Source organism: Halomonas qaidamensis, from assembly GCF_025917315.1.
In the GTDB taxonomy this organism is placed as follows: Bacteria; Pseudomonadota; Gammaproteobacteria; order Pseudomonadales; family Halomonadaceae; genus Vreelandella; species Vreelandella qaidamensis.
In genome coordinates, this window is record NZ_CP080627.1 from 1832060 (window position 1) to 1857699 (window position 25640).

Here is a 25640-nt window from a genome sequence, read left to right on the forward strand (position 1 = left end):
TCCTAGAATTCCGGTCCGATGGAAAAATGCAGGCGCCAATCATCTTCATCGTCAAAGGGATGTGCTACGTCTAGTCGGATAGGCCCAACTGGTGAAATCCAGCGTACGCCAAGCCCTGCGCCTGTTTTCAACTCCTCAGGGCCCCAGTTATCGAAGGCGTCACCGCTATCAATAAAAGTGGCTCCCCACCAATCCCCAGAGACTCTGCGCTGGTACTCGAATGTCGAGGTCAACATTTGTTGGCCACCACGTAAGCGCCCTTCTTCATTTCGCGGGGATAGGCTTTCGTAAGAGTAACCCCGAACACTTCGGTCACCGCCTGCAAAAAAGCGTAGCGATGGAGGCAGTTTATCGAAATTATCTGTTTCAATAGCGCCAATGCTTAGTCTTGCTGAAAAACGGTTGTCATTGCCGATGGTTCGGATCCATTCGGTATCGCCTGTTAAACGTGTAAATTGTGCGTCAGATCCCCATAAAGGGTCTGAATATTCGATTGATAGCTGTTGTCGGTCTCCCCATAGGGGGAACCGCTGCGGACGCGTTCTTGTGCGTGACCATTGAATGCCTGGATAAAAGAGCAACACTTCATCGGATACCCCACCTTGGGTAAAGTCTTCGAAGGTGCTACGGAAGTAAAGTGTTTGTACCCAGCGGTTTTCAAATTCCCAGCGCCTCGCGATTTCTACGGTGCCTTCTAACGACTGAGTATCGCCATCATCTAGGTTACGCAGGCCATACTGCAGCCGGTAGCTATCACGTAAGGGATCGTCTAGCGGAATATTGTAGTTACCTGTAAAACGTTGGTCGGGTGCTGAAATATATAAATCATGATTTAAGCTATGACCAAAACGATTAATCCATGGTTGTTGCCAACCAAAGCGCAAACGTGGCCCTACATCGGTAGCAAAGCCAACCCCCACTTCGAATTGATGACGGTCAGCAGGCTCTACACTTACGTCAATAGGTAGGCGTGTATCGTCGCGCTGAGTGACACTTAGTGCACTTGCGAACGCAGCACTAGAAAGTCGGGGGCGCTTAGGCTGCGACGCCGTTGCCTCATCCCACCACGGCGAGCCACCTGTTGGCGGTGATAGGGCCAGCTCACGTGCTGTCTCTAAGCGTGGTCGAACCGTTACCGAGCTAAACCAACCTGTCTCGGCTAAGCGTTGATTATAAAGTGCTACTGATTCCGCTAGATAAGGCTCCCCTTCCGCAAAGGTCTGCATTTTATGCAAGCGTTCAGGCTCAATATGACTGCCTGAAATAAACGTATTGCCAAATTGATAACGTGGTCCACTATCGAAATCCATGTAGAGGCGCGCACTTTCAAGATATGGCCTTATTTCCATACGGCGGTCGGTGAACCCCCAATCAAAATAGCCACGTTCCAGCGCTAAGCCTGAAAATTGATTACGCAGGCGATCCCAGGGTGCATGGCGTAATGTATCTCCCTCAGCTAAGGGAAATGCGTCGAGCGCTTCCTGGAAGGGCGGGTCATCTCTTGCTTCGCCGGCGATATTGATAGACAGCACGTCGATTTTGACCTGTGAACCAGGTTCAATGCGAAGCGTGATGGGAGAGCTTTCAACGTCAACTGTAATGTCAGGTTCGTAATAGCCGAAAACACGCATTGCTTCTCGCGTACGTTTACGTATTTCACCTTCTAACCTGACATCGGTGTACTGGCCCTCATCAATATTTTGTAAATACGCATCAATATTAGCTTCCACTTCACTGCTGACACCATTGATGGAGGCATTAAGCGCCCATCCGGGAGCGGCCCACGTTATAAAAAGTGGTAAAACCACCCCACAAGTCGCTTTTTTGACGGTAGGCCATCGCCGTTTACTTTCCATGCAGTTCATCCCTAACCAAATCAGCGACTCGGTGGCTTCATTACCAATTGCCCCATAACGGACAATTCCTAGCGTTTCATTTCTAGCGGAGCATCTCCATTTGGGCACTAAATGCCAGCTGAGCTTGCCGCACTTGACGGATATCACTCTCTAAGGTGTTAAGCTGTTGTGCCCATTGTTGCTCAAGCGCTTCTAGAGCTTCCACAGTTGCTGGAGTGTCAGTACTGCTTAGAGTCTCAAGTGTTGAGTTTACCTCACTAAAGCGCTGATCAATCTCTTCTTGCCATGCGGTAACTTTTGTTACCAATTCAGTGCTCTCATTTTCCAACTGCTCAATGTCTTCTAATCGGCTTGAAGTAGCTGCTAAGCGCTGTGATAGCACCTCTTCGAGGTAAGTAACCTCTTCGGCTAGGTTTTGGCGCCCAGCAATACCAGCTTGCTCAAGTGCATCAAGCGACGTCCTAATGGCAGCGAGTTGTTGGTCACGCAGTGCTGCCTGCTCTTCTAATTGGTTGATACGCTCTGCAATACTGCTGAGCGCATCGTTATTTACAAGCTCTTCGTTAGACGTTAAAAGCCCATACAGTTCTTCACGAGTGTCCGTTACTGCGACAGCCAGCATCTCCTGTTCTTGGAACAGTGTTGTCATTTGAGCTTGTACAAAGGCTATCGCATCTTGCGTATCCGTGTCACCTGAGTCCAGCCTTGCATGTAGGTTTGATACTTCTCCACTTACTCGATGAACCTCCTCTAGTAAACGTTCTCTTTCATACCAAAGACCTACCCCTGCGGCACATAATGAAATAATGATAAGCACTATAAATAGCCACAATGGCCACAATGTAGGCCCCTTGCGATGACGCAAGTGTTGTGCAGTCAAGCTTTGATCCACATCGGGAACAATGCGAGAAGACCCAGTGCTATTGGGCATGTTTTTTCCTCAATGCGTTGTAGGGTCGGCACGGCGACCAATTCCTCTATACCTTAAGCCACAGCTAGCTACGAAGGCTGGATCATAGATATTACGCCCATCCAATACTAACTTAGCGCTCAATAATGAGGCTAAACGATGCCAGTCTGGGTTCCAATAAGATTTCCACTCAGTTACTAACATCAGTGCATCTGCACCTTCACATGCTTGGTAAGGATCACTGGTAAACGTAGTTAGATCGTTTCGCTGGCCTACTGCTTCATGAAGCGCTGGGGTTGCCGCTGGATCATGAAGGTTTACCTTTACTCCTTGTGCCCATAAAGCGGCAAGAAGCGTGAGTACTGGCGCATGATCGATTCGAGTGGTGCCAGGTTTAAAAGCAGCCCCCCATATAGCAACCGTTTTGCCTGCTAAATCTCCCTCAAAGAATGTCCATAATTTCCTGAACAAGGTCTCTTTTTTCTGCTCATTAATGTCCATTACTTGCTCTAATAACGCCGAATTACGACCACTGGCTGACTGAACGTCCGCTAAGCGCATCAGATCGCGAGAGAAATTAGGGCCACCAAAGCCACAGCCAGGATATAAATACTCATAGCCAATACGTGTGTCCGCTCCCATACCACGACGCACATGCTCAACGTCTACGCCCAACGTGTCTGCCAGTCCTGCAATTTCGTTCATATAGCTGATGCGTGTTGCCAGCATGCCATTAATAGCTAGCTTAGTGAGCTCAGCAGCTCTACAAGGCATGCGCTGAAATACATCATTGCGACGATTAAAAGCGCGCAAAAGTTCACGTGCCACTTGCTCACCGACGGCATCATCACAGCCCAAAAGCCAACGTGTGGGGCGAGTAAATGCTATCCAAGCTCGTCCTTCTTCAAGCGTGTCGGGTAAAGCAACACTACTGTGCTGAGCTCCCATAAGCGCATGCAGCTTTTCTGTCTCTCCTACAGGAAAAGTAGAATTATTAATTAAGACCGCACCGGGATGGTGTTCAAAAATAGGTATTTTGAGCAGCTGTTTAGCCGCTGGACGCTGGTCTGGAGAAAGTGCCAGCCACACAATATCAGGGGAACTTGCCTGATCCGGAGTGTCAATAATCTTAAGTGTTCCGCCCGCTATCGCCTGATCAATATGAGTCATTAATTCGGGTTCGCGGCGTAGCCAGTCTGCCTTTGAAAGCGCTGACCATGGTGCGCTCTTATGAGGCAACCACTCAACTTGATGTCCCACCCAGGCTAATGCAGCGGCGGCGGTGGCGGCACTTAATTCACTACCATGGAGTAACACTTGCATTCATTACGCTCCCTGAGAAGATAAAAGCCGCGAAAGTAGAAGGTTAAAAATCATGTCGCGTTCCTTTTCATGCGTTGTGCTCCAGGAGTGGTTAGAATGACATCATACTGAACGGCTGGTTGGATGCCACCTTCATGCCAACATAACGACGACGGGAGTCAGAATATGCAAGCGATATCTCAGGATAGCACTACTCATCGCAACCACGACAATGTCGACGCAGCAGAAGTTGCTAAATTTGAAGCACTTGCTAGCCGTTGGTGGGACTTAGAGGGTGAATTTAAACCACTGCATGAGATTAACCCTTTACGTCTTGATTTTATCGACGCTCGCGCAGGGCTAGCCGGCAAACGCGTAGTGGATGTTGGATGTGGTGGCGGCATCTTAAGCGAGTCTATGGCCCATCGTGGGGCCAACGTTACTGGCATTGATCTTGGAGATGCCCCTCTGAGTGTTGCTCGTTTACATGCTGCAGAAAGTGGCGTAACAGTAGATTATCGATTGATAAGTGTTGAAGCCTTAGCAGCAGAAAAGCCAGGGCATTATGATGTTGTCACTTGTATGGAAATGCTTGAGCACGTCCCAGACCCGGCATCTGTTATCCGCGCTTGCAGTAAACTGGTTCGTCCAGGGGGATATATTTTCTTCTCGACCTTAAATCGCACCCCTAAATCCTATGCTTTTGCGATTTTAGGTGCTGAGTACGTGCTTAAACTGTTGCCCCGTGGCACCCATGATTATGCGAAATTTATACGCCCTTCTGAGATGGCTGCTTGGGCAAGAGCTGCCGATCTTGAGATTAACGAACAAACCGGGCTCACATATAATCCCATAACTCGTCACTACCGTTTAGTAGCTAATGATGTGTCGGTTAACTATATGATGTATTGCCGTAAAGCGAGTCAATAAATGTCAACGTCTCTCCCTGAAGCCATACTGTTTGATCTAGACGGAACTCTCGTTGACACAGCCCCAGACCTTGCTGAAGCGACAAATGCATTGAGACGGCATCATGGTCTGGTATCACTGCCTTACAGCCAAATACGTGGTCAAGTATCTAATGGGGGTAGCGCCTTAGTTACCCTGGCTATTGGTATCGAAAGTGGTTCTACTGAGCATGATACAGCGCGCCAGTATTTGCTAGATGCTTACGAACAGGCCGTTGCTGTCCACAGTCGACTATTTGAACCCCTTGATCAATGGCTCGTCCGCTGGCATGCCGAATCACGCTTATGGGGAATTGTAACGAACAAGCCTCGGCGCTATACCCTTCCACTGCTTGAAGCCTTGGCACTGACGCCAGGTGCGCTTTTATGTGCGGATGATCTTGCGGTTAAAAAACCTGCCCCTGAACCTCTGTGGGAAGCCGCGCGCAGGCTTAACGTGGCGCCGCAAGCGTGTTGGTACGTTGGTGACCATATCCGTGATATTGAGGCGGCAAAAGCAGCGGGAATGACGGCTGTCGCAGTTGGGTACGGGTATATCAGTGAGGAAGACGATTACCATCAGTGGCCAGCTGACTTATGGTTTGAAACCTGTAAAGACTTAGTCGATGCCCTAACGACCTTTCATCGGTAGGGTTATTGGGAAACGCTATTTGATGAAAATGCGTAGAACATCGACAAGCGGCACGTCAAAAGCTATGTATCAAAAAACTATGTATCAAAAAACTATGTATCAAAAAACTATGTATCAAAAAGCTATGGGAAGCGTACGCTCATGCACGTGGTGGTTGAGCATCAAATTTTTGACCACTGGTGCCGGCACTATCAGGACCCATCAACCATAAGTAGGTGGGCATTATCTCTTCGGGAGTACGCAGAGTAAGAGGGTCTTCACCAGGATAAGCAGTGCGACGCATTTGAGTACGTGTTGCACCTGGGTTTAGGGTGTTAACCCTTACAGTTGACTGGTTATCAAGTTCGTCAGCAAGCACTTCCACGAAGCCTTCAGTGGCGAACTTGGACACTGAGTACGCCCCCCAATAAGCTCGGCCTTTTCGCCCAACGCTTGATGAAGTGAAAATGACAGAGGCATCTTTTGACTGCTGAAGCAGTGGCAACAACGCTTGGGTCATCCAAATAGGTCCATTGATATTGACCTGCATGACTTGCTCCCACAGCTCTGGGTTGTATTGCTCAAAAGGGGTAATTCTTCCCAGTAAGCCAGCGTTATGAAGCAACCCATCTAAACGGCCAAATTCCTTATCGAGGGTTTCAGCCATGTCGTGGAAGTCTTTAAGCGTTGCACCTTCAAAATTGAGCGGAAAAATTGCGGGCTGAGGCCCACCTTCTGCTTCAATTTCATCATAAACACGTTCAAGTTTTGCAATTGTACGGCCAAGCAGTATTACAGTTGCCCCATGACGGGCGTAGCTAAGTGCCGCAGCACGTCCAATACCATCACCCGCACCGGTTACCAACACGACGCGGTTTTCCAAAAGATTGGACGCTGGTTGATAGTCGATTTTGCAGCTCATGAGGTTTCCTTGATGCGAAAGTGTAATCAATATTATCCTGCAGACTGACGTAAAAAGTCATTTGCAAGCCCTGCAGCGCTACTCTGCGGATAATCATCACGTACTTGTTCCAGCAATTCACGGCTGCGTTCAGCCTCGCCTTGGCGTGCTTTCACTAACCCCAGTTTATAGAGCGCGTCGGGCACTTTGCTACTACCGTTGTACTGCTCAATGACGCGACTAAACGACGCATCAGCTGCGCTAAGTTCGCCTTCCGCCGCATAGAGCTCACCCAGCCAGTAATAACCGTTAGCCGTCAAACTACTGTCGGGATGATCGCTGACAAAAGCTTTGAACGCATCGATAGCATCTTCAAATTGACGTGCTTGAACATGGGCGAAGGCCGCCTGATAGTCAGCCTGAGCATCTTCACTGACGTTACGGCTAGAAGGAGCATTGACTACTTGCTCAGCTGCTTCTGGCTCTACTTCCGGTGTGGATTGCTCAATTTGATTTGAAGCGCTATTCATTAAGCGATCTTCAATGTCTAGGTACTGTTGCTGGGATTGTCGACGAAGCTGCTCTAGCTGATGCCGTAGTTCTTCGATCTGGCCACGTAGTTGCTGAATTTCCTTCTGATGCTCTTGTACTTGATTAAACAATACAAGGTTTCCGCCAGATGATTCCTGACGTTGAGTTTGCTGATAAAAGCCACTCGAACCGCTGGATAAATCTTGAACGAGGGGCTGCTGACCAAAGGCCGTCAGGGGCAATACGGACAGCGGGAGCACTATGGCTCCCGCACCGCACAGCCTCTCAAAATAACGTTTGAGACTGTGATTCATGATGACTCCAATCATTACTCAGTTAGCGTACCTAGCGCCTAATAACGCGTACTTAATGTTCAGCACTAGGTACACCAATGCCATCAGTAGTTAAAGACAACGCGACGGTTTTGAGAGTAGGCACTCTCACCTTGGCCACTAGCGGCTGGGCGCTCTTCACCGTAGCTCACCACGCTCATTTGCGAAGGAGATACGCCTTGAATATTCAAGAAACGCTGAACAGCTCCGGCACGACGCTCACCAAGGGCCATGTTGTATTCGCGAGTACCACGCTCGTCGGTGTGACCATGCAGAACAACTTGAGCGCTGGGGTTGGCGCGTAGGTAGCGAGCATGGGCCATCACTACTGATTCGTAATCGCTTTTGATTGTATCGCGGTCAAAATCAAAATAGATGGTGCGTACTTCTGGAATGCGTGAGTCTGCTTGTTGATTAGAGCCGGCACCTGAACCAGATGTGGAGCCATACTGACCACCAGCGCCCGCACCGGAGGTACTAGACCCCATGCTGCTGCCATCCTGGCTTCCATAAGAATCACCGTCCTGGGTGCCGCCGGTGCTGGAACAGCCAGCGATAACTACGATAGATAGCGCTACTGCCAATGAGCGAGCCAACGGTTTGAGTTGCATAATCAGACTCCTTGCCTGAAAACAAAAAATTAATACTTTTCGTCAATTAATTTAAAAAAGGTGACCACGCGGGATCACGGACATCACCCTGCGCTGCGGGTAATCTAAATGACGAGCGGCCATCCGCTGAAACGGCACTTAATACCCCATTGCTACCCTGTTGGGTAGCGAAGATTACCATGGTCCCGTTCGGGGCAACACTAGGAGATTCATCTCTTGTTGTTTCACTTATGACAACAAGGCGTCCTCCATCACGTTCTTGCCGTGCAACTTGATAACCACGGCTAGAGCGGTGAATCAAAAAGATGTACTCACCATCAGGAGAGTAACGCGCGCGGGCATTATAGTTGCCTGTAAACGTTATGCGGTTTGCCTCACCGCTACCTAGTGAATACTCATAAATTTGTGGTCCGCCGCTACGGTCAGAGGTAAATAGTAAGCTACGCCCATCCGGTGCCCAAGCGGGCTCGGTATCAATACTGCTATTTTGAGTAATACGTTCTACCGAGCGATTATTGATATCTAGAATATAAATTTCAGGTTGTCCATCTTTAGACAATGACATCGCGATGCGGCGGCCATCCGGTGACCATGTTGGGGCGCCATTAATGCCTTCAAAAGACGTAGCCTGGACCCGCTGACCAGTCGAGACATCTTGAATATAGATCGCTGGGCGCTCTGTTTCGAAAGAAACATAAGCAAGCTTACGACCATCAGGAGACCAAGCGGGCGACATAATCGGCTGGTCTGAAGTAAGTATCTGTTGGCTATTACGCCCATCAGCATCGGCAACATACAGGCCAAATTGCATGTTATCGCCAAGCCCTTGCGCGGTGACATAGGCAATCCGAGTAGAGAAAGCTCCTCGGATATCGGTGATCTCTTCAAAAATTTGATCACTAATATAGTGTGCGGCTCCACGTAAATCATTTGTGCTCGCAGTAACCGTTTCACTAATCATGCGACGCTGCCCACTAATATCCATTAGCTCAAACTGAATCTGATAACCGCTATCCGTTTGTTGCGCACGACCTACCACTAAATATCGCACGTCTAGCGAACGCCAAGTTCCAAATTCAACGTCATCCGCTTGGTTTGGCCTATCAAACATGGCATCGCGTTCTAAGGGCGCAAAAAAGCCACTGCGTTCGAGATTATCCTGAATGATTTGAGCGACGTCCTCAGGCATATTGTCGCCTCCTGCAAAGGGTACAACACCGATCGGTAAGGCCTGATCACTCCCTCGTGTTATCTCGATCGTTAGGTTTGCATTTGCGTAACTACTCACAAAAAGCAGTACACACAATAGCCATACTTTGCTTATGGTTTGCATCAGCGAACATCCCCCGGGGTAAATCGCAGATTAAATTGACGTAAATTGCGCTGCTGCTCTGCGGGCAAGTCCCTCAGCTCGCTGAACGGTGCAGCGTGTTCTACGGCCTGCATCGCAGATCGGTCAAAGGCGCTATCACCGCTCGATGAGGCGATAGTGGTTAAAAGGACTTCTCCTGACGGGCCAAGCCTTACTTGAATCGTAGCACTCATCGTGTCACTAGCTCCCGCTGGAATTAACCATGCTTGCTCTACCGCACGACGCACAATATTAATAAAACTATTCGCGGCTTGCTGAGCCTGCTGTGCATTAGCGGCAGCCTGAGCTTCCCCTTCTAGCTGACGCTGCCTAGCTGCCTCGGCTTCACGCTGGCGTTGGGCTTCTGCCTCAGCTTCACGCTGGCGTTGGGCTTCTGCCTCAGCTTCACGCTGGCGTTGGGCTTCTGCCTCGGCTTCACGCTGGCGTTGGGCTTCTGCCTCGGCTTCACGCTGGCGCTGGGCTTCTGCCTCAGCTTCACGTTGGCGCTGGGCTTCTGCCTCGGCTTCACGCTGGCGTTGGGCTTCTGCCTCGGCTTCACGCTGGCGTTGGGCTTCTGCCTCGGCTTCACGCTGGCGTTGGGCTTCTGCCTCGGCTTCACGCTGGCGTTGGGCTTCTGCCTCGGCCTCACGTTGGCGTTGGGCTTCTGCCTCGGCTTCACGCTGGCGTTGGGCTTCTGCCTCAGCTTCACGTTGAGCGTCTTCCCGAGCTTGAGCTTCTACCTCTTGCTGTTCGGCTAGACGCTGGGCTTCTTCTGCCCTTCGCTGCGCTTCAGCTTCGGCCTGAGCTTGAGCCTCTTGAAGCTCGCGTGCTTGCTCTTCTGCCTGCGCTTGAGCCTCTTCTCTCGCAGCAGCTTCATCGGCTTGCTGTTGTAAGGCTTCTTGTTCACTTGTATCAGGTTCAGGCGCTGGTTCAGCTTCGTCAGGTTCACTCGAACTATTAAGTGCAGCCTGTTGCTCCGTTGCCTGCTGGGCCTGATCGGTAAATGTCTCAGTACTGACGAAGGTAGCTTGCACAATAGACGAAGAGTCTGGTTCTGTTGTAGAGCTTGGCAAACTCACTAAACTAAAAAACACTACTAATAGATGCACTGCAACCGCTAGAACGGTAGGCCAAGTATAGCCAACATCCTGCGGGTCACGTGGTGGTTTAACTGCCATTTGCGCGCTACCTTTAACCATCTTGTGGTGGCTCAGATAACAGCCCTACATTAGCAACACCTGAACGTTGTAGTGTGCTCATCAATAACACTATTTGTCCATAAGGCACATTGCGGTCACCACGCACCATGACTGGCGTGCCAGGTCGACGCTGCAATATTGCTACTACCCGTTCGGACATTTGTTCAAGCGAAACAGACGTTGAGTCTTCACCTAACGTAATGAAATAACCACCCTCTCGATCAACTGAAATGATGATTGGGTCACTTTCTTCTTGGCTTTCAATCGGCTCTGAGGTGACTTGTGGAAGGTCTACTTGTACCCCTTGCGTCAGCATCGGTGCGGTAATCATGAAGATCACCAGCAAAACCAGCATGACATCAATGAAGGGCACTACGTTGATTTCCGCCATCGGCTTTTTATTGCCGCTACGATTAAACGGGCCTTGCATAGCGTACTCCCTTAGCTAGCGCTGGACTTACTTTCACGGCCTTGCAAATTACGATGCAAAATGGCGTGAAATTCCTCGGCAAAGTCTTCGTACTTACCCAGCAAGCGTGCAGCATCATTAGATAGGCGGTTATAGAAAATCACCGCTGGGATAGCTGCAAAAAGACCCATTGCTGTTGCGATTAGCGCCTCAGCAATCCACGGGGCAACGGTAGCCAGCGTAGCTTGTTGTGTCATCGAAAGGGATTGAAAGGAACCCATGATTCCCCACACCGTGCCAAACAAGCCAATGTAAGGGCTCGCTGACGCGACGGTGGCAAGAAACACCAAGTGCTGAGTTAGGCGATCTTCTTCTCGAGACCAGGCAACGCGCATACTACGCTGCACACCTTCCAAGATTGTGTCGGGGTTACGTGTTTTTGGCATTAAGCGATTAAATTCACGGAAGCCTGCCTGAAAGATATGTTCTGCACCATAGTGCGGGTCATCCGCGGGAATTTCTCGATACAGCTCGTTTAAATCGACCCCCGACCAAAACGATTCTTCAAATTGGTTGTATTCCTGTTTTGCCCTACGTAGGGCAATGCTACGTTGGAAAATAACCACCCATGAGAGGATTGAACCCACCACCAGCAGCAACATCACCAGCTGAACAACCGTGCTGGCACTCATTATCAAGTGGGGAATAGACATGGTGTTATCGTTCACAGTTACCCTCGTCAAGCTATTAGCGTCGGAAGTTCCGAACAGTGGTGGTGTCTAAAGGTAATGAGGTAGCGCGCTACATCGCACTACTTCATAGATTTACGCAAGTTATCAGCGTTCGCCTAAAATGAATCATCTAAGTGCTTTCAATGCTTGTGGCCATGCCTTAGGCCGCATCTTGTCTGCGCACAGGCAGGCTATCTCGACTGTAGCAGCGCATAAGAGTTCCTCATCTCGCTGAACTTGCTGTAAAAAAGTCATGCGGCATTTGCCAACACTCTCAACAGTTGTGCTGACAATAAGCGAGTCATCTAAGCGAGCTGGCTTGCTGTAGTGGCAGGCTAGGCGATATACCACTAGCTGGGTACCTGCGTCTAGTAACGTTTGCTGATTAAGCCCTAATGTACGCAACCACTCGCTACGAGCACGCTCCATAAACTTCAAATAGTTAACGTAGTAGACAATTCCGCCGGCGTCAGTATCTTCCATATATACTCGCACCGGCATCGTGGCCCCATTTTTCATGGGCGACGCTCTCCCTCTGGGTCAATAGCATTCTCGTGAGGCGTTTTATTGAAGTGTAACCATGCTTGTCGCGTCACTACACGTCCTCTTGGTGTGCGCATCATTAGTCCTTGCTGGATCAAGTAAGGCTCGATGACATCTTCAATGGTGCCGCGCTCTTCACTGATAGCCGCTGAAATCGAATCTACCCCGACAGGGCCGCCATCAAATTTATCGATCATTGCCAGTAAAAGGCGCCGATCCATATGATCCAGCCCATGGTGATCGACATTTAGCATATTAAGGGCTGCATCGGCGAGCGTTACATCAACGATGCCATTGCCCTTTATTTCTGCGTAGTCACGCACCCGACGCAGCAGTCTATTGGCGATACGAGGGGTCCCTCTTGAGCGTCGTGCGACTTCTACTGCTCCTTCATAGCTGGTTTCTACACCAAGCAAGCGAGCCGAGCGCGTGACAATCTCAGTAAGTTCTTCGAGATTGTAAAACTCCAGCCGCTGTACAATGCCAAAGCGGTCACGTAGGGGGGAAGTTAGTAGGCCTGCGCGCGTTGTCGCGCCCACCAAGGTAAAACGAGGCAAATCGAGCTTGATTGAACGGGCTGCTGGCCCCTCGCCAATCATAATGTCTAACTGAAAATCTTCCATCGCCGGGTACAGTACTTCCTCTACCACAGGGGACAGGCGATGAATTTCATCAATAAACAGTACATCACCGGGTTCTAGATTTGTCAGCATGGCTGCCAAATCACCTGCACGCTCAAGCACGGGGCCAGAAGTTGATTTCAGCCCTACCCCCATCTCAGTAGCAATAATATTAGCAAGCGTTGTTTTACCAAGCCCTGGCGGGCCAAATACCAAGGTATGATCTAGGCTTTCCTGACGTAGTTTTGCAGCCCCCATGAAGATTTCGAGCTGCTCACGTACGCGTGGTTGCCCAATATAATCCTTGAGATGTTTAGGACGAATCGCATGATCAATACGCCCTTCCCCGTGCTCGGGCTGTGCTGCAATTAATCGGTCATGTTCTAACATAAGGTGCGCACTATCCGTCGTTCCATGAAATAACCTACGTTGTTACCCAGCCATGCGTTTGGTCAGCGCGGCTTTAATAATTGCCTCTGTTGACTGCTTAGGGTTGATATCAGCCAACATCTTTGATGCTTCAGTGAGCTTATAGCCCAAACTTACCAGGGCAGCTTCTGCATCTGCCAGTGTGTCGCGTGGAGCAGGTTCACCATTGGTCGCTTCTAAAGCTAGGGGCGCATCCGCCCCGTTTTCCCATTCAGGGAAGCGATCACGCATTTCAATAATTAACCGCTCTGCGGTTTTTTTACCAACGCCAGGAAGTTTCGTCAGTGCTTTGCTATCGTCGTCACGGATACAGCGCATAAACGCGGCTTCGTCCATACCAGAAAGGATGGCTAATGCTAGTTTAGGCCCTACGCCGTTGACTTTAATTAAGGCCCGAAACAATGCGCGCTCTTGCTCACGCCCGAAACCGTAAAGCAAATGGGCATCATCACGAATCGTAAGGTGCGTATACATAGATACGCTCTCTCCCACAGCAGGGAGCGCTATTAATGTGTTCATGGAGGCTTCTAGCTCGTAACCGACGCCATGTACATCTACTACTATCCAAGGGGGATGCTTTTCTAATAAAAAACCATTGATACGACCGATCATAAGCACGCTCACAATAATAAAAAGCTGTTATTTACTATAAAGATACTCTGTACAAATGACCAGTAGACGGCTAAAGCCGCCATCGACCGGTACTGCGCCTACGGCCACCTCTAGCAGTAGACGATACTGGTAAAAGACCATGCCCAGCGTAGGCATGGGTAAGCGCGATTGCTAGCGCGTCCGCAGCGTCAGCCTGTGGCGTTGATGATAGCTGGAGAATGGCGGTTACCATATGCTGAACTTGGCTTTTATCCGCACCGCCCTGACCTGTAACGGCTTGTTTGATCTGTCTTGCTGCGTATTCCGCAATGTTTAAGCCGTGATTCGCAATGCAAACAAGTGCTGTGCCCCGTGCTTGACCAAGCTTCAGCGCTGAATCAGGGTTTTTAGCCATAAAGACGCGCTCAATTGCCACTGTATTGGGTCGATGTAACCCGACCACTTCGCTCAAGCCTGCATAAATTTGCGCTAAGCGCTGCTCTAAAGGGCCATCGGTGGTTCTAATACAGCCACTGGAGACATAATGAGGCTTAACACCCACTAAATCGATGACACCATAGCCTGTGATACGCGAACCTGGATCGATACCCAAAATTCTAATCGCAGGGACGGGCTGCTTTTCATCCATGTCACCTTTCCTATAATTGCGAGCTGTTCAAACAAAAACACCGACGCCTAAACGTCGGTGCTGAACTACTCATCATTGACCTAATTGTTGCTGAACCATTCGTTACTGAACGACAAGCAGAGCTGAGCAATTATTCGCTGGTGGTTTCTGCTTTTGCTTTTTGGCGCAGGCGGATATTTAGGTCTTTCAACTGGTCTGCGCTGACTTCACCCGGTGCGTCGGTCATTAAGCAGCCGGCACTTTGGGTTTTCGGGAAGGCAATGACTTCACGAATTGTCTTAGCGCCGGCCATCAGCATGACTAGGCGATCTAAACCGAACGCTAGGCCGCCATGGGGAGGTGCGCCATACTGGAGTGCATCCAGCAAGAAGCCAAATTTTTCTTGCGCTTCTTCTTGGCCAATTCCCAAAATTTCAAACACTGTGCTCTGCATGGTTTGATCGTGAATACGAATGGAACCACCGCCTAGCTCGGTACCGTTAAGCACCATATCGTAAGCGCGTGAAAGTGCGCTTGCAGGGTCAGCTTTCAGCGCTTCTGGCGAGCAAGAAGGGGCTGTGAATGGATGGTGTAGCGGGCTAAGACGACCGTTGTCATCCGCTTCAAACATCGGGAAATCAACAACCCATAATGGTGCCCACGCCTGGGTGTAAAGCTCAAGGTCGGCACCTAACTTGACGCGTAATGCACCAATTGCCTCATTGACGATGCGCGCTTTGTCGGCACCGAAGAAAATGATGTCGCCATCTTCAGCTCCGACCCGATCAAGCAGCTCTTCAACGATGTTTTCCATGAACTTAACAATCGGCGACTGCAGACCCTCAAGCCCTTTTGCGCGCTCATTGACTTTAATCCATGCCAGGCCTTTTGCACCGTAAATACCAACGAACTTAGTGTATTCATCGATTTCTTTACGCGACAGTTTGGCACCACCGGGCACTTTCAATGCCGCTACACGGCCATCTTCAGCACTTGCTGGACCTGAGAAAACCTTGAAGTCAACCTGCTTCATCAGATCGTCAACATCGGTCAACTCTAGCGGAATGCGTAGATCCGGCTTATCAGAACCAAAACGATCCATGGCTTCTTGCCACGTCATGCGTGGAAACTCAGGCAGCTCAACGCTCATCACTTCTTGGAAGAGTTGACGAATCATGGCTTCGGTAATGTCCATGATGTCGTCTTCTTCGACAAAAGAGGCTTCGATATCAATTTGCGTGAATTCGGGCTGACGGTCAGCGCGCAAATCTTCATCACGGAAACATTTTGCTATTTGGTAGTAACGGTCAAAACCAGCCACCATTAACAGCTGTTTAAACAACTGTGGTGACTGTGGTAGTGCAAAGAAGCTGCCTGCATGAGTTCGGCTAGGAACTAGGTAGTCGCGGGCACCTTCGGGCGTAGCGCGAGTTAATACCGGCGTCTCGATATCCAAGAAGCCTTGGTTTTCCAAATAGGCGCGAACGTTATGAGAAATACGCGAACGCAAGCGTAGCTTCTCAATCATATCCGGACGACGAAGATCGATATAACGATGCTTTAAGCGAACTTCCTCGCCTACTTTGTTATGTTCATCCAGCTGAAAAGGGGGTGTGGCAGCAGTGTTGAGTACTTCCACCTCTTTAGCTAATACCTCAATCATGCCCGTTGGCATATTGGGGTTTTGCGTTCCTTCAGGGCGCAGCCGGACACGGCCAGTAATACGAAGTACGTACTCACTGCGAGCACGGTCAGCATTAGCAAATGCTTCGGCAGTGTCAGGGTCGACAACGAACTGAGCGATGCCATCGCGATCGCGCATATCTAGAAAGATGACCCCACCATGATCACGGCGGCGATGAACCCAACCGCAGACAGTGACCGTTTGTTCCACCAAAGTTTCGTTAAGCTGGCCGCAATAATGGCTGCGCATGTCTAATCCTGTTCTGTTACGTGGCAATGAGATTGTCGTGGGTCTTTCTGACCCTGACAACCGCGGCTAAGCCGCGGCGCCCTTTTTCGTTGATGCGCTACTGGTATCGTTTGTAGCACCAGCGCTGGAAGTAGATTGGCCATCTGCCGCCAAGTTTTTCTTACTTCCTGTTTTAAAATCGGTTTCATACCAACCGCCGCCAGCAAGGCGGAAACCAGCTGCTGAGACCAAGCGCTCAAGACTGGCTCCCTGGCACGCGGGGCAATCCTTCAGCGGATCCGCGCTGATTTTCTGCAATTTTTCCATGCGATGACCGCAGGCCTTGCACTCGTACTCATAGATGGGCATGTTGATAACTCCTGAAAAGCTCAACTCCGACAGGCTAAGTTTGTATAGACTAGCGGCAAATATAACGGTTGCCAGGCAAAGAATATGTGGCCTACCGGGATAAATTCCAAGACTGCGGTTGATAGAGCGACACATTATACCCTTTTGTGCCCCCTGCTGAGCAAGGCCAAGCGCCTTTCGACAGATAATGGAGAAAAGAAAAATGCCCAATGCGGTAATGCTAGATGCCGAGAGCTTAGGTGCGGATATCGATCTCACAGCAATTCGTCACATTGTTAATCATTTAGAGGTGTATCAGCAAAGTACCTACGAGCAAGCAAGTGAGCGCTTGGCGGAGGCGGACATAGCGATTGTCAACAAGGTTGTACTGAACGCAGAAACACTAGCAACACTGCCTAAACTGAAGCTGATATGTGTGCTAGCTACTGGGCTTAACAACATTGACCTTCACACAGCTAAAGCCCAGAACATAATGGTAAAAAACGTCACTGCCTACGGAACAGCTAGTGTCTCTCAGCATACGTTAATGCTAATGCTGGCATTGGCAAATCGGTTGCCACGCTATCAAGCCGACATTGCTCAAGGTGAATGGCAGCGCAGCGATTTCTTTTGCTTACAAGGCCACCCAACGCTACAACTGTCGGATAAGCATTTAGTAATGGTCGGCCAAGGGGAGCTAGGAACCGAGGTGGCGCGCTTAGCTGAAGCGTTTGGTATGAAAGTAACCTTTGCTGCTCGACCTGGAAATGAAACAGACGACAAACGCCCCTCTCTCGACGACTTATTACCGACGGCAGATATTATTAGCTTGCATTGCCCGCTTAACGAAACAACCAAGCACCTTATCAATCGCACACGATTGGCAAGCGCAAAGCCATCACTACTACTTATTAACTGTGCTCGTGGTGGCATTATTGACGAGGAAGCCGCGCTTGAAGCGCTTCGCGATGGAAAAATTGGCGGGCTAGCGGTTGATGTGCTTCCCACAGAGCCGCCGAAAGAAGGCCATCCTCTATTAACTGCGTTAGCAGAAGGCGAGGCACTCAATTTGATAGTGACTCCTCATAATGCCTGGATTACGCCAGAGGCTCGCCAAAATATTGTGGCCCTCACAGCTGATAATATAAAACAGTGGCAAAGTGAGGCGAATTAATCGAGCGCCGCTTAATAAGTAGCGAAATGATCAGGAGCGCGGTGATCATCCAGTACTTCAATTGTGACATGGGTGACTCGCGCTCCTTCTGGCCCCTGCCATAGCCACTCTGTTAGAGCAGACACAGCCGCTGAATCACCGCATAGAACGACTTCAACATGCCCGTCAGGTAGATTTTTAGCATACCCCGTTAGGCCTCGTTGTAGCGCTTGCTCTTGTGTTGATCGCCGAAACCATACTCCCTGCACTTTCCCCGTTACATAGGCACGCACACAACAAGTCGACATAAACTGTCCTCCCAGTGTTTATAAATCAGTGCTTATAAGAACAGTGCTTTTAGAATTCAGCCTGATAAAGATGCAAACTGAACTCTGTTGATACCCGTACTTCTAAAACAAACCTTTTCTAGGACCATCTACCTATCTGTTTTAAAACAACATTTTTAAATCAACACACGCTTTATAACAACTCTCGTTTCACCAGCACTGCACTATTACGCGGTACCAATGGTCGTCCACGACGGAGTAACAAAGAGCGAGTAAACGCAGCGCCAAATAACAATATTAATGAACTGTAATATACCCATAGCAAAATCATCACAACAGACCCCGCTGCTCCATAGGTAGATGCTGTAGCGGTATATGCCAAATAGATAGCAATGACGCTGCGACCAATCGTAAATAGCACGGCGGTCACTACCGCACCAATTAGTACATCTTGCCAACGGAGAACAACATCTGGCAACACTTTGAAAATAGTAGCGAACAATAGCGCTACCATCGCCAGTGAAATTAATGACTCAAGCGATGTAGTTAATAAGCTAGCATAGGGTAATAAATTACCGGCTCCATGGAGCATACCCCGCAAGATAACTCCTAACACTAACGATACTAGTAGGATGAAGCCAATAGACAAAACAACCGTTAAAGACAGTAAACGATTTTTTATAAAGATAAGAGCACTATTAGAGGTGGGCTTTGCAGTGACGCCCCATATGGTATTAAGCGAAAATTGCATTTGCGCAAATACGGTCGTGGCCCCTACCAATAAGGCCACAAAGCCAAGTATTGTTGGTAAGATACCTGACTCTTCGATACGTGATTGGGCAACGGCCTGCTCAATCGCAAGTGCAGCTTCAGCGCCTAATGTACCCTGAAGCTGAGCAACAATCTGACCTTGAGCAGCCTCTTCCCCCAGGACGACTCCAATAACAGTCACCGCTATGATGACGGTGGGTGCTAAAGAGAACAGTGTGTAAAACGCTAATGATCCTGCATAGCTGAAGGCATTTCGTTCAAGCCATAACGCTGTTGCATCTTGAACCACATTCCACCAAAAAATGATCGTTTTTTTCAGCATATTCATTCCCTTAACAAAAAGTGTCCCTATTAAGCACTCACATAAGCTACATCTGACAATCATACCGAACTAAAACGTTGAGCGCAGGTGGAGACACATTGCGCCCCTTAACTACCCACTTCATAATGGCTCTCCTTTCTCTCTTACGACCAAGGAAGCGTTATGAATTCGGATGCTGTTACACCTGCTACGGCTTACGACTTTGATTGCTTGGTGTTTATTGGTCGTTTTCAGCCGCCTCATCTTGGCCATCTTGCTATTATCCGTGAGGCGTTAAAACAGGCACGTCAAGTCATTGTATTAGTGGGGTCTGCCTGGCAGGCGCGCTCTTTACGCAACCCGTGGAAGTTTGATGAGCGTCAAGCAATGATTCGCTCTGGATTTGATGATCTAGACAATCAACGCCTAGAGATTACGCCATTACTTGATGCGCTTTACAACGATGATGTGTGGGTACGAGACGTGCAACGTAAAGTGCGCGACTTAGCTTCGCCTGCGAACGCTCGCTTACCCCGTATTGGTTTGATTGGTGCCAGCAGGGGACAATCAAGCTACTACTTATCGCTATTCCCCCAATGGGAATCCGTCAGTGTTCCACTCGTTGAAGGTATCTCGGCGAGCCAAATACGTGAGCGCCTATTCCGTTCTCTCGGCTCTACTGATGACTATTTGAGCACGGGGGCTTACCATGATTTACCACCAGAAGTTGTTAAAAGCGTTGATAAATTTTGTAAAGGTATTGACTACCATTGCCTATTAGAAGAGCAGCAGTTACTGGATCAGTATAAGCAAGCGTGGGCACAAGCCCCCTACCCGCCAATTTTTGTAACCGTTAATGCGGTTGTTGTCCAATCGGGCCATATTCTGCTGGTGAAGCGAACGGCTGCGCCAGGAAAAGGGCTTTTTGCATTACCGGGTGGCTTCATAAATCCCCATGAGCGTTTATTAGATGCTTGTCTGAGAGAGCTTCGCGAACGTTTAAGGCTGAAAGTACCCGAACCAGTTTTGAAAGGCTCGCTGCGCGGACAACGATTGTTTGATGAGCCTCATCGAAGTTGGCGAGGAAGAACACTAGCGGAAGCTTTCTATTTTGCCCTTAGACCTGACCAGCAGTTGCCCCGCTTAAAACCAGTCAAAGGTGGTGACCATGCTCGCTGGGTTGCTCTCGCAGACTTGGAACCTGAAAGTTTGTTTGAAGATCACTTTTTTATTATTCAAAACTTCCTCGGTTTGCCGGCAGATTTAAGTACATTTTAGTATCCTGGCGCTTTCTCACATCAATTTTCTAGCTATTATTCTGCAGGCTATGCCTGCAGAAAATCGCGGGGCAGCTTCATCATTTGACGCCAAAGACGCTCAACGCCAGGCTTATGGACTAACGAACAGCGGTAAAGTCTTATTTCTAGAGGAATATCCCAATTTTCATCGCCAGCTCTTACTAATTTGCCGGTTTTGAGCTCTTCACGGATACAAAAATCAGGAATCCAAGCGATCCCCACTCCTTGCAGCACCATACCTTTCAAACCTTCTGCCATGGCTGTTTCATAAACCGTACGAAGCTTGAGTCGCAATGGATCGTTTTTGAGCAGCATGCGTACGCTTCGCCCCAGAAATGCCCCCTGCGTATATGCTAGATAAGGAATTGAACTGTCGTTTTGAATTGAGAACAGTGGTTTGCCTTGTTCATCCGGCAATGAAACCGGCAACATTTTCACTTGGCCAATAGAAAAAGAGGGAAAGACTTCTGCGTCCAGCTGCATAGTGGCAAAGGGGTCATAATATGCCAACATCAGATCACAGTTACCTTCGCGCAGAACATGAATGGCCTCGCCAACGTTCATGGCGACTAACCGAGTAGGTAGTTCACCTAACCCTTTTTGTAGGCGAGAAATCCAAGGGGGATAAAAACTTAACGCTAACGAATGAGCGGCTACGATATCAAGCGCTTCATTAGCAATCGAAACGCCTCTGAGGTGGCTTAAGGATTCATTTAATTGCTCTACTAGGTTCCGCGCGGTGATTAAAAATAACTGCCCCTCTGATGTAAGGCCAATTGGAGTCGTAGAGCGATCAACCAAGGTGACCCCCACTGCTTGTTCTAGCGCACGAATACGACGGCTAAAGGCAGGCTGTGTGACGTGGCGCTGCCTGGCAGATGCCGAAAAGCTTCGTGTGTTTGCTAACGCAACGAAATCTTCGAGCCATTTTGTTTCTAAATTCACCCAAAACTCCTTGTGACTAATCATTGTTAGCAGCGTGCAGGGGGGACTGTTAATTACTGAATAGGCGCGGTTAAATATGCCGCACGTGAAATCACTTTTTTCCACATTGGGCGCTGGCTAATTTCGTCAATGGTAACGCGACGACATTGAGCAAAATCTTGCTCTAGCATGGCATGTACTTTACTAGCAAACACTGTGCTTGGGATGAAAGCTGTTATCTCAAAGTTAAGCCTAAAAGACCGATTATCCAGGTTTATTGTGCCGACTGTCGCGGCACTGCTATCAATCAGCATCACTTTTTGGTGTAAAAACCCAGGGAGATAACGGTATATTTTTACGCCTGCTCTTAACATATCCGGTAGAAATGAAAATGCTGATAAAAACACAAGCAAATGATCAGGCCGTTCGGGAATCATCACACGAACATCGACGCCTCGCATTGCTGCCAATCTCAGCGCATCCTGTACTCCCTGATCAGGAACAAAATACGGGCTAGTTACCCAGAGTCGTTCATTGGCACTATGAATTAATTGTTGAATTAAAAGACTAGCCGTGTCCTGTTTATCGGCAGGGCCAGATGGCACAATCACTACGTGATGGTCATCTTGTGGATGACTCTCTGCATGCCAGTTTAGGGTAATGACTTCACCTGTAGCCCAGTGCCAGTCTTCCCAAAAAGCTTCCTGTAACCCCAGCACACAAGGGCCGCTCAGGGCTAAATGGGTATCACGCCAAGGACCATGGCGGGGATTTTGCCCAAGATATTCAACACCTACATTAAATCCACCTACCCATCCCTGCTTCCCATCCACTACTGCTATTTTTCTATGATTACGAAAATTAAGCTGAAAGCGATGTTTAAAGCCACGAGAAGAACGAAATGCTTTAACCTCAACGCCTTCTTTCACCATTTCGTTTAAAAAACCATCATTTAACTTTCGGCTACCCACTTCATCGTAAAGAAAATAAACACGCACGCCGCGCTGTGCCGCTTTTATCAAATGATGCTGCAATCGTTTACCTAAGGCATCATTACGCACAATAAAAAATTGTAGCAACAAATAATCTTTAGCCTGATCGATTCCTTCAAAAAGACTTGCAAAGGTCGCTTCACCATCAATTAATAAGTCGGCACTGTTGCCCTTAGTCAACGGCATCATAGCTAGTTGCTCTACTGCCTGGATATCAGTGCTAGTTGGTAATGAAAGGTGGGGCTTAATATTATGGCGATAACGCACTAACACTCGGCGTAACACATTATCTCGTGCACCCCTTGCTGTTACATAGCCATAAAAGCGCGGCCGTCCGAAAAACCAATAGGCGGGTAGCGCCACATAAGGAAACGTTAACAGTGAAATAATCCACGCCACAGCACCCTGGGACGTTCGGCTTGACATAAGCGCCATGACCGCTGACACAATACCCAATAGATGTATCAGCATAATGCTGGTCCCTAGCAACCATGAGGTCATTGACTTTTCCTCGTATGTAGTGAGCTGTTTACTGGGTTATTTCACCGCTAATGCACAAAAGCCCCGTGCGAGACGGGGCTTATTTGCAACCGATAGCAGCTTTACGCCGTCATTGTGCTACGCCTTTTGGGCGATAATTTCCTTCCACTTAGCCGGACCTGTTTGATGAACAGACGTACCTTGGCTGTCGACAGCGACGGTAACCGGCATATCTTCAACCTCAAATTCGTAGATGGCTTCCATGCCTAAATCTTCAAAGCCAACGACACGGGATTTTTTAATTGCTTGGGCAACAAGGTAAGCAGAACCACCAACGGCCATCAGGTAAACCGCATTGTTGTCACGAATGGCATCAATCGCAGTCTGACCACGTTCAGCTTTACCGACCATACCAAGCAAGCCAGTCTCTTCAAGCATAGTACGGGTAAATTTATCCATCCGAGTAGCGGTAGTTGGGCCAGCAGGGCCAACCACTTCATCACCGATTGGATCAACAGGCCCCACGTAGTATATAAACCTTCCTTTCATATCAACGGGAAGCGGCTCGCCTTTTGCAATCATATCTACCATACGTTTATGTGCTGCATCTCGGCCAGTTAATAACTTGCCGTTCAGCAGTAACGTATCACCTGGCTGCCAGGTTTTCACTTCTTCAGGAGTAACCGTATCAAGGTTAACGCGTTTAACGTTGTCGCCCGTTTCCCGAGTAATTTCTGGCCAATCTTCAAGTTTAGGAGCAGGAAGAGCCACTGGGCCACTGCCATCAAGTGTGAAATGTGCGTGGCGGGTAGCTGCACAGTTCGGGATGATCGCCACGGGTTTATTGGCCGCATGGGTCGGATAGTCTTTAACTTTGATATCCAGCACCGTGGTTAAACCACCTAAACCTTGAGCCCCAATACCGCTTTTATTAACTTTATCAAACAGTTCAAGACGCAGCTCTTCAGCGCGATTGCTAGGACCACGCGCTTGTAAATCTTGAATATCGATAGGATCCAGCAACGCCTCTTTGGCAATCATCATTGCCTTTTCAGCAGTGCCACCGATGCCAATACCCAGCATACCGGGCGGGCACCAACCAGCACCCATTTTGGGCAATTGCTCCATCACCCAATCAACCACACTATCAGAGGGGTTTAACATCGCGAACTTAGATTTTGCTTCACTGCCACCGCCCTTAGCGGCCACATGGATATCAACCTTATCGCCAGGCACAATTGAGTGATGAATAATCGCTGGCGTGTTGTCTTTAGTGTTTGCTCGCTTACCGTCTGGATCTGCTAGAACGGAGGCACGCAGCACGTTATCCGGCAGCTTGTATGCACGCCGAACGCCTTCGTTAATCATATCGTCAAGGCTAAGTTCGGCGTCCCAAGTGACGTTCATACCCACATGGACAAATACCGTCACAATGCCGGTATCTTGGCAAATCGGACGATGGCCAGTAGCGCACATTCTCGAGTTAATTAAGATTTGTGCTATTGCATCTTTTGCAGCAGGGTTCTCTTCACGCTCGTAAGCGGCTGACATTGCATCAATAAAATCTTTTGGGTGGTAGTAAGAGATGTACTGTAGAGCATCGGCAACGCTCTGAATGACGTCGTCCTGGCGAATCACGGTCATGGACTAACAACTCCTCGGTTATCGTCTTGGCTGCGACCTTTGTAATGGCCGTCTAGATGTGTAGTAAGTATACCGTATTGGCCTTTATGCGGCAGCCACATAGGCGGTGAACCTGTTGGTAACATCTACGGCATTAGTCTGATGCAATTAATCGAATTAAAAAGATAACGGTATAAAATATTAATCCAAAGACTGGCACACTGGGCACAAATACAGCCGACGAGAACCAACCATCATCCGCTCTATCACTGAGCCACAGCGATGACAGGAAAGACCAGCGCGTTCAAACACGCTAAAACGCCATTGTCGGCGTGGCTCACCGGCGGCAATGGCCTGTTTAATCCATGCCTCGCGATTAGTAACACCTGCTTCTAAATACGCTTGACGGGTCGTTTCCACGATCATAGCGGCGAGCTGGCTTAACTGATTTTCAGTTAAGTCAACGGGGCGCTTTTTAGGGTGCAAATTAGCTAGAAAAAGAATTTCAGAGCGCAGGTAGTTTCCTAGCCCAGCGACAAGCCCTTGATCAAGTAACAATGCGCCGAGGCTTCTACGCATAAATACTGGATCAGTAAGACGTTGTTTCACATCATCAGGAGATATGTTTTGACTTAATAAATCAGGCCCAAGGCGCGACAAGAAAGGATGTTGGTTTAGCTCGCTCTCATGCCACAGCGAAATATCAGACGCACTGTAAAGACTGGCCGCCCTGCCCTCGGCAACCAGCCGAACACGTAACGATCTTTTCGTGCTTGGCAGCTTATCTTCGCTATGCAGCTTCCATACGCCATAGAGCTGATTGTGGGAATACAGCACACGATGGTCTGCAAAACGAATGAGCATGGCTTTGCCCCACGTATCGACTGCCTGAACCCGCTGACCAATCAGCGTTCCTGCTTGCTGGGCGAGTTCAGGAAATGCAAACCAGACATCATCAAGGTGCTTGCCGCCTATCTGTTTCTGTATTTTATCCGCAGCACGACGAATCTCAGGACCTTCAGGCATTAT

Annotated in this window: 26 protein-coding genes; 4 read left to right on the forward strand and 22 right to left on the reverse strand. The window is 49.0% G+C overall.

Annotated elements, in window-relative coordinates; translation table 11 throughout:
• Positions 1 to 2: 2 nt before the first annotated feature.
• From tamA to K1Y77_RS08520, 3 genes are all read right to left on the reverse strand, one after another.
• Positions 3 to 1856: an autotransporter assembly complex protein TamA gene (gene tamA / locus K1Y77_RS08510; RefSeq protein WP_030072964.1), complete on the reverse strand. Its 1854-nt coding sequence runs from the start codon at positions 1854 to 1856 to the stop codon at positions 3 to 5.
• 82 nt (positions 1857 to 1938) lie between these two features.
• On the reverse strand, positions 1939 to 2787 hold the full coding sequence (locus K1Y77_RS08515; RefSeq protein ID WP_264431350.1) for a hypothetical protein: 849 nt from the start codon (positions 2785 to 2787) through the stop codon (positions 1939 to 1941).
• A gap of 9 nt (positions 2788 to 2796) precedes the next feature.
• Positions 2797 to 4089 (reverse strand): nucleotide sugar dehydrogenase, encoded by a 1293-nt coding sequence (locus tag K1Y77_RS08520; RefSeq protein ID WP_030072960.1) that lies wholly within the window; start codon positions 4087 to 4089, stop codon positions 2797 to 2799.
• A 165-nt stretch (positions 4090 to 4254) separates the two neighbouring features.
• Here K1Y77_RS08520 and ubiG point away from each other — a divergent pair, with 165 nt between their 5' ends.
• Together ubiG and K1Y77_RS08530 are read left to right on the forward strand one after the other, a co-directional pair.
• Positions 4255 to 4998, forward strand: a complete 744-nt coding sequence (gene ubiG / locus K1Y77_RS08525; RefSeq protein WP_030072959.1) for a bifunctional 2-polyprenyl-6-hydroxyphenol methylase/3-demethylubiquinol 3-O-methyltransferase UbiG — start codon at positions 4255 to 4257, stop codon at positions 4996 to 4998.
• Positions 4999 to 5667: an HAD-IA family hydrolase gene (locus tag K1Y77_RS08530; protein ID WP_264431352.1), complete on the forward strand. Its 669-nt coding sequence runs from the start codon at positions 4999 to 5001 to the stop codon at positions 5665 to 5667. It begins immediately after the preceding gene.
• Positions 5668 to 5806: 139 nt separating this feature from the next.
• On the opposite strand, the gene K1Y77_RS08535 is transcribed toward K1Y77_RS08530, so the two are convergent.
• The 13 genes from K1Y77_RS08535 to K1Y77_RS08595 all read right to left on the reverse strand — a co-directional run bounded on the left by K1Y77_RS08535 (position 5807) and on the right by K1Y77_RS08595 (position 16803).
• Entirely contained in the window at positions 5807 to 6568 is a 762-nt protein-coding gene (locus tag K1Y77_RS08535; RefSeq protein ID WP_030072955.1) for a YciK family oxidoreductase, read from the reverse strand.
• Positions 6569 to 6600: 32 nt separating this feature from the next.
• The gene (gene ybgF, locus K1Y77_RS08540; protein ID WP_030072953.1) at positions 6601 to 7392 is read right to left on the reverse strand and encodes a tol-pal system protein YbgF; all 792 of its coding nucleotides are present in this window, start codon (positions 7390 to 7392) and stop codon (positions 6601 to 6603) included.
• Positions 7393 to 7475: 83 nt separating this feature from the next.
• Positions 7476 to 8021 (reverse strand): peptidoglycan-associated lipoprotein Pal, encoded by a 546-nt coding sequence (gene pal, locus K1Y77_RS08545; protein ID WP_264431355.1) that lies wholly within the window; start codon positions 8019 to 8021, stop codon positions 7476 to 7478.
• A 46-nt stretch (positions 8022 to 8067) separates the two neighbouring features.
• Entirely contained in the window at positions 8068 to 9354 is a 1287-nt protein-coding gene (gene tolB / locus K1Y77_RS08550) for a Tol-Pal system beta propeller repeat protein TolB (protein WP_030072949.1), read from the reverse strand.
• Positions 9354 to 10550, reverse strand: a complete 1197-nt coding sequence (gene tolA, locus K1Y77_RS08555) for a cell envelope integrity protein TolA (protein WP_264431357.1) — start codon at positions 10548 to 10550, stop codon at positions 9354 to 9356. Before tolA ends, tolB begins: the two co-directional genes overlap by 1 nt.
• 13 nt (positions 10551 to 10563) lie before the next feature.
• Positions 10564 to 11001 carry a protein TolR gene (gene tolR / locus K1Y77_RS08560; protein WP_030072945.1) on the reverse strand — a complete coding sequence of 146 codons (438 nt, stop codon included), beginning with the start codon at positions 10999 to 11001 and terminating at the stop codon, positions 10564 to 10566.
• A gap of 11 nt (positions 11002 to 11012) precedes the next feature.
• A complete protein-coding gene (tolQ, locus tag K1Y77_RS08565; RefSeq protein ID WP_030072943.1) occupies positions 11013 to 11708 on the reverse strand; it encodes a protein TolQ in 696 nt (231 codons plus the stop codon).
• Between the two features lie 129 nt (positions 11709 to 11837).
• Positions 11838 to 12230: a tol-pal system-associated acyl-CoA thioesterase gene (ybgC, locus tag K1Y77_RS08570; RefSeq protein ID WP_318784687.1), complete on the reverse strand. Its 393-nt coding sequence runs from the start codon at positions 12228 to 12230 to the stop codon at positions 11838 to 11840.
• Positions 12227 to 13264 (reverse strand): Holliday junction branch migration DNA helicase RuvB, encoded by a 1038-nt coding sequence (gene ruvB, locus K1Y77_RS08575; protein WP_030072937.1) that lies wholly within the window; start codon positions 13262 to 13264, stop codon positions 12227 to 12229. The genes ybgC and ruvB overlap by 4 nt, the downstream gene beginning before the upstream one ends.
• Before the next feature lie 42 nt (positions 13265 to 13306).
• A complete protein-coding gene (gene ruvA, locus K1Y77_RS08580; protein WP_030072935.1) occupies positions 13307 to 13915 on the reverse strand; it encodes a Holliday junction branch migration protein RuvA in 609 nt (202 codons plus the stop codon).
• A gap of 70 nt (positions 13916 to 13985) precedes the next feature.
• Positions 13986 to 14543, reverse strand: a complete 558-nt coding sequence (ruvC, locus tag K1Y77_RS08585) for a crossover junction endodeoxyribonuclease RuvC (protein WP_264018238.1) — start codon at positions 14541 to 14543, stop codon at positions 13986 to 13988.
• Positions 14544 to 14673: 130 nt separating this feature from the next.
• Positions 14674 to 16455, reverse strand: coding sequence for an aspartate--tRNA ligase (gene aspS, locus K1Y77_RS08590; RefSeq protein WP_264018237.1), 1782 nt, complete (start codon positions 16453 to 16455; stop codon positions 14674 to 14676).
• A gap of 66 nt (positions 16456 to 16521) precedes the next feature.
• Positions 16522 to 16803 (reverse strand): FmdB family zinc ribbon protein, encoded by a 282-nt coding sequence (locus K1Y77_RS08595; protein ID WP_264018236.1) that lies wholly within the window; start codon positions 16801 to 16803, stop codon positions 16522 to 16524.
• Between the two features lie 202 nt (positions 16804 to 17005).
• Here K1Y77_RS08595 and K1Y77_RS08600 point away from each other — a divergent pair, with 202 nt between their 5' ends.
• Positions 17006 to 17956 carry a D-2-hydroxyacid dehydrogenase gene (locus tag K1Y77_RS08600; RefSeq protein WP_264431361.1) on the forward strand — a complete coding sequence of 317 codons (951 nt, stop codon included), beginning with the start codon at positions 17006 to 17008 and terminating at the stop codon, positions 17954 to 17956.
• A gap of 11 nt (positions 17957 to 17967) precedes the next feature.
• Here K1Y77_RS08600 and yccX read toward each other — a convergent pair whose 3' ends face one another.
• Together yccX and K1Y77_RS08610 are read right to left on the reverse strand one after the other, a co-directional pair.
• Positions 17968 to 18243 carry an acylphosphatase gene (gene yccX / locus K1Y77_RS08605; RefSeq protein WP_264431363.1) on the reverse strand — a complete coding sequence of 92 codons (276 nt, stop codon included), beginning with the start codon at positions 18241 to 18243 and terminating at the stop codon, positions 17968 to 17970.
• Between the two features lie 172 nt (positions 18244 to 18415).
• The gene (locus tag K1Y77_RS08610; RefSeq protein WP_030072926.1) at positions 18416 to 19315 is read right to left on the reverse strand and encodes a YihY/virulence factor BrkB family protein; all 900 of its coding nucleotides are present in this window, start codon (positions 19313 to 19315) and stop codon (positions 18416 to 18418) included.
• Positions 19316 to 19477: 162 nt separating this feature from the next.
• Between K1Y77_RS08610 and K1Y77_RS08615 the strand changes: the two genes are divergently transcribed.
• Positions 19478 to 20572, forward strand: a complete 1095-nt coding sequence (locus tag K1Y77_RS08615) for a bifunctional nicotinamide-nucleotide adenylyltransferase/Nudix hydroxylase (RefSeq protein WP_264431364.1) — start codon at positions 19478 to 19480, stop codon at positions 20570 to 20572.
• A gap of 47 nt (positions 20573 to 20619) precedes the next feature.
• On the opposite strand, the gene K1Y77_RS08620 is transcribed toward K1Y77_RS08615, so the two are convergent.
• From K1Y77_RS08620 to nei, 4 genes are all read right to left on the reverse strand, one after another.
• The gene (locus tag K1Y77_RS08620; RefSeq protein WP_030072922.1) at positions 20620 to 21537 is read right to left on the reverse strand and encodes a LysR substrate-binding domain-containing protein; all 918 of its coding nucleotides are present in this window, start codon (positions 21535 to 21537) and stop codon (positions 20620 to 20622) included.
• 53 nt (positions 21538 to 21590) lie between these two features.
• Positions 21591 to 23009, reverse strand: coding sequence for a cardiolipin synthase (cls, locus tag K1Y77_RS08625; protein ID WP_030072920.1), 1419 nt, complete (start codon positions 23007 to 23009; stop codon positions 21591 to 21593).
• 117 nt (positions 23010 to 23126) lie between these two features.
• Positions 23127 to 24632 (reverse strand): fumarate hydratase, encoded by a 1506-nt coding sequence (locus K1Y77_RS08630; protein ID WP_030072918.1) that lies wholly within the window; start codon positions 24630 to 24632, stop codon positions 23127 to 23129.
• Positions 24633 to 24812: 180 nt separating this feature from the next.
• Positions 24813 to 25637, reverse strand: coding sequence for an endonuclease VIII (gene nei / locus K1Y77_RS08635; RefSeq protein WP_264431367.1), 825 nt, complete (start codon positions 25635 to 25637; stop codon positions 24813 to 24815).
• Positions 25638 to 25640: the final 3 nt, after the last annotated feature.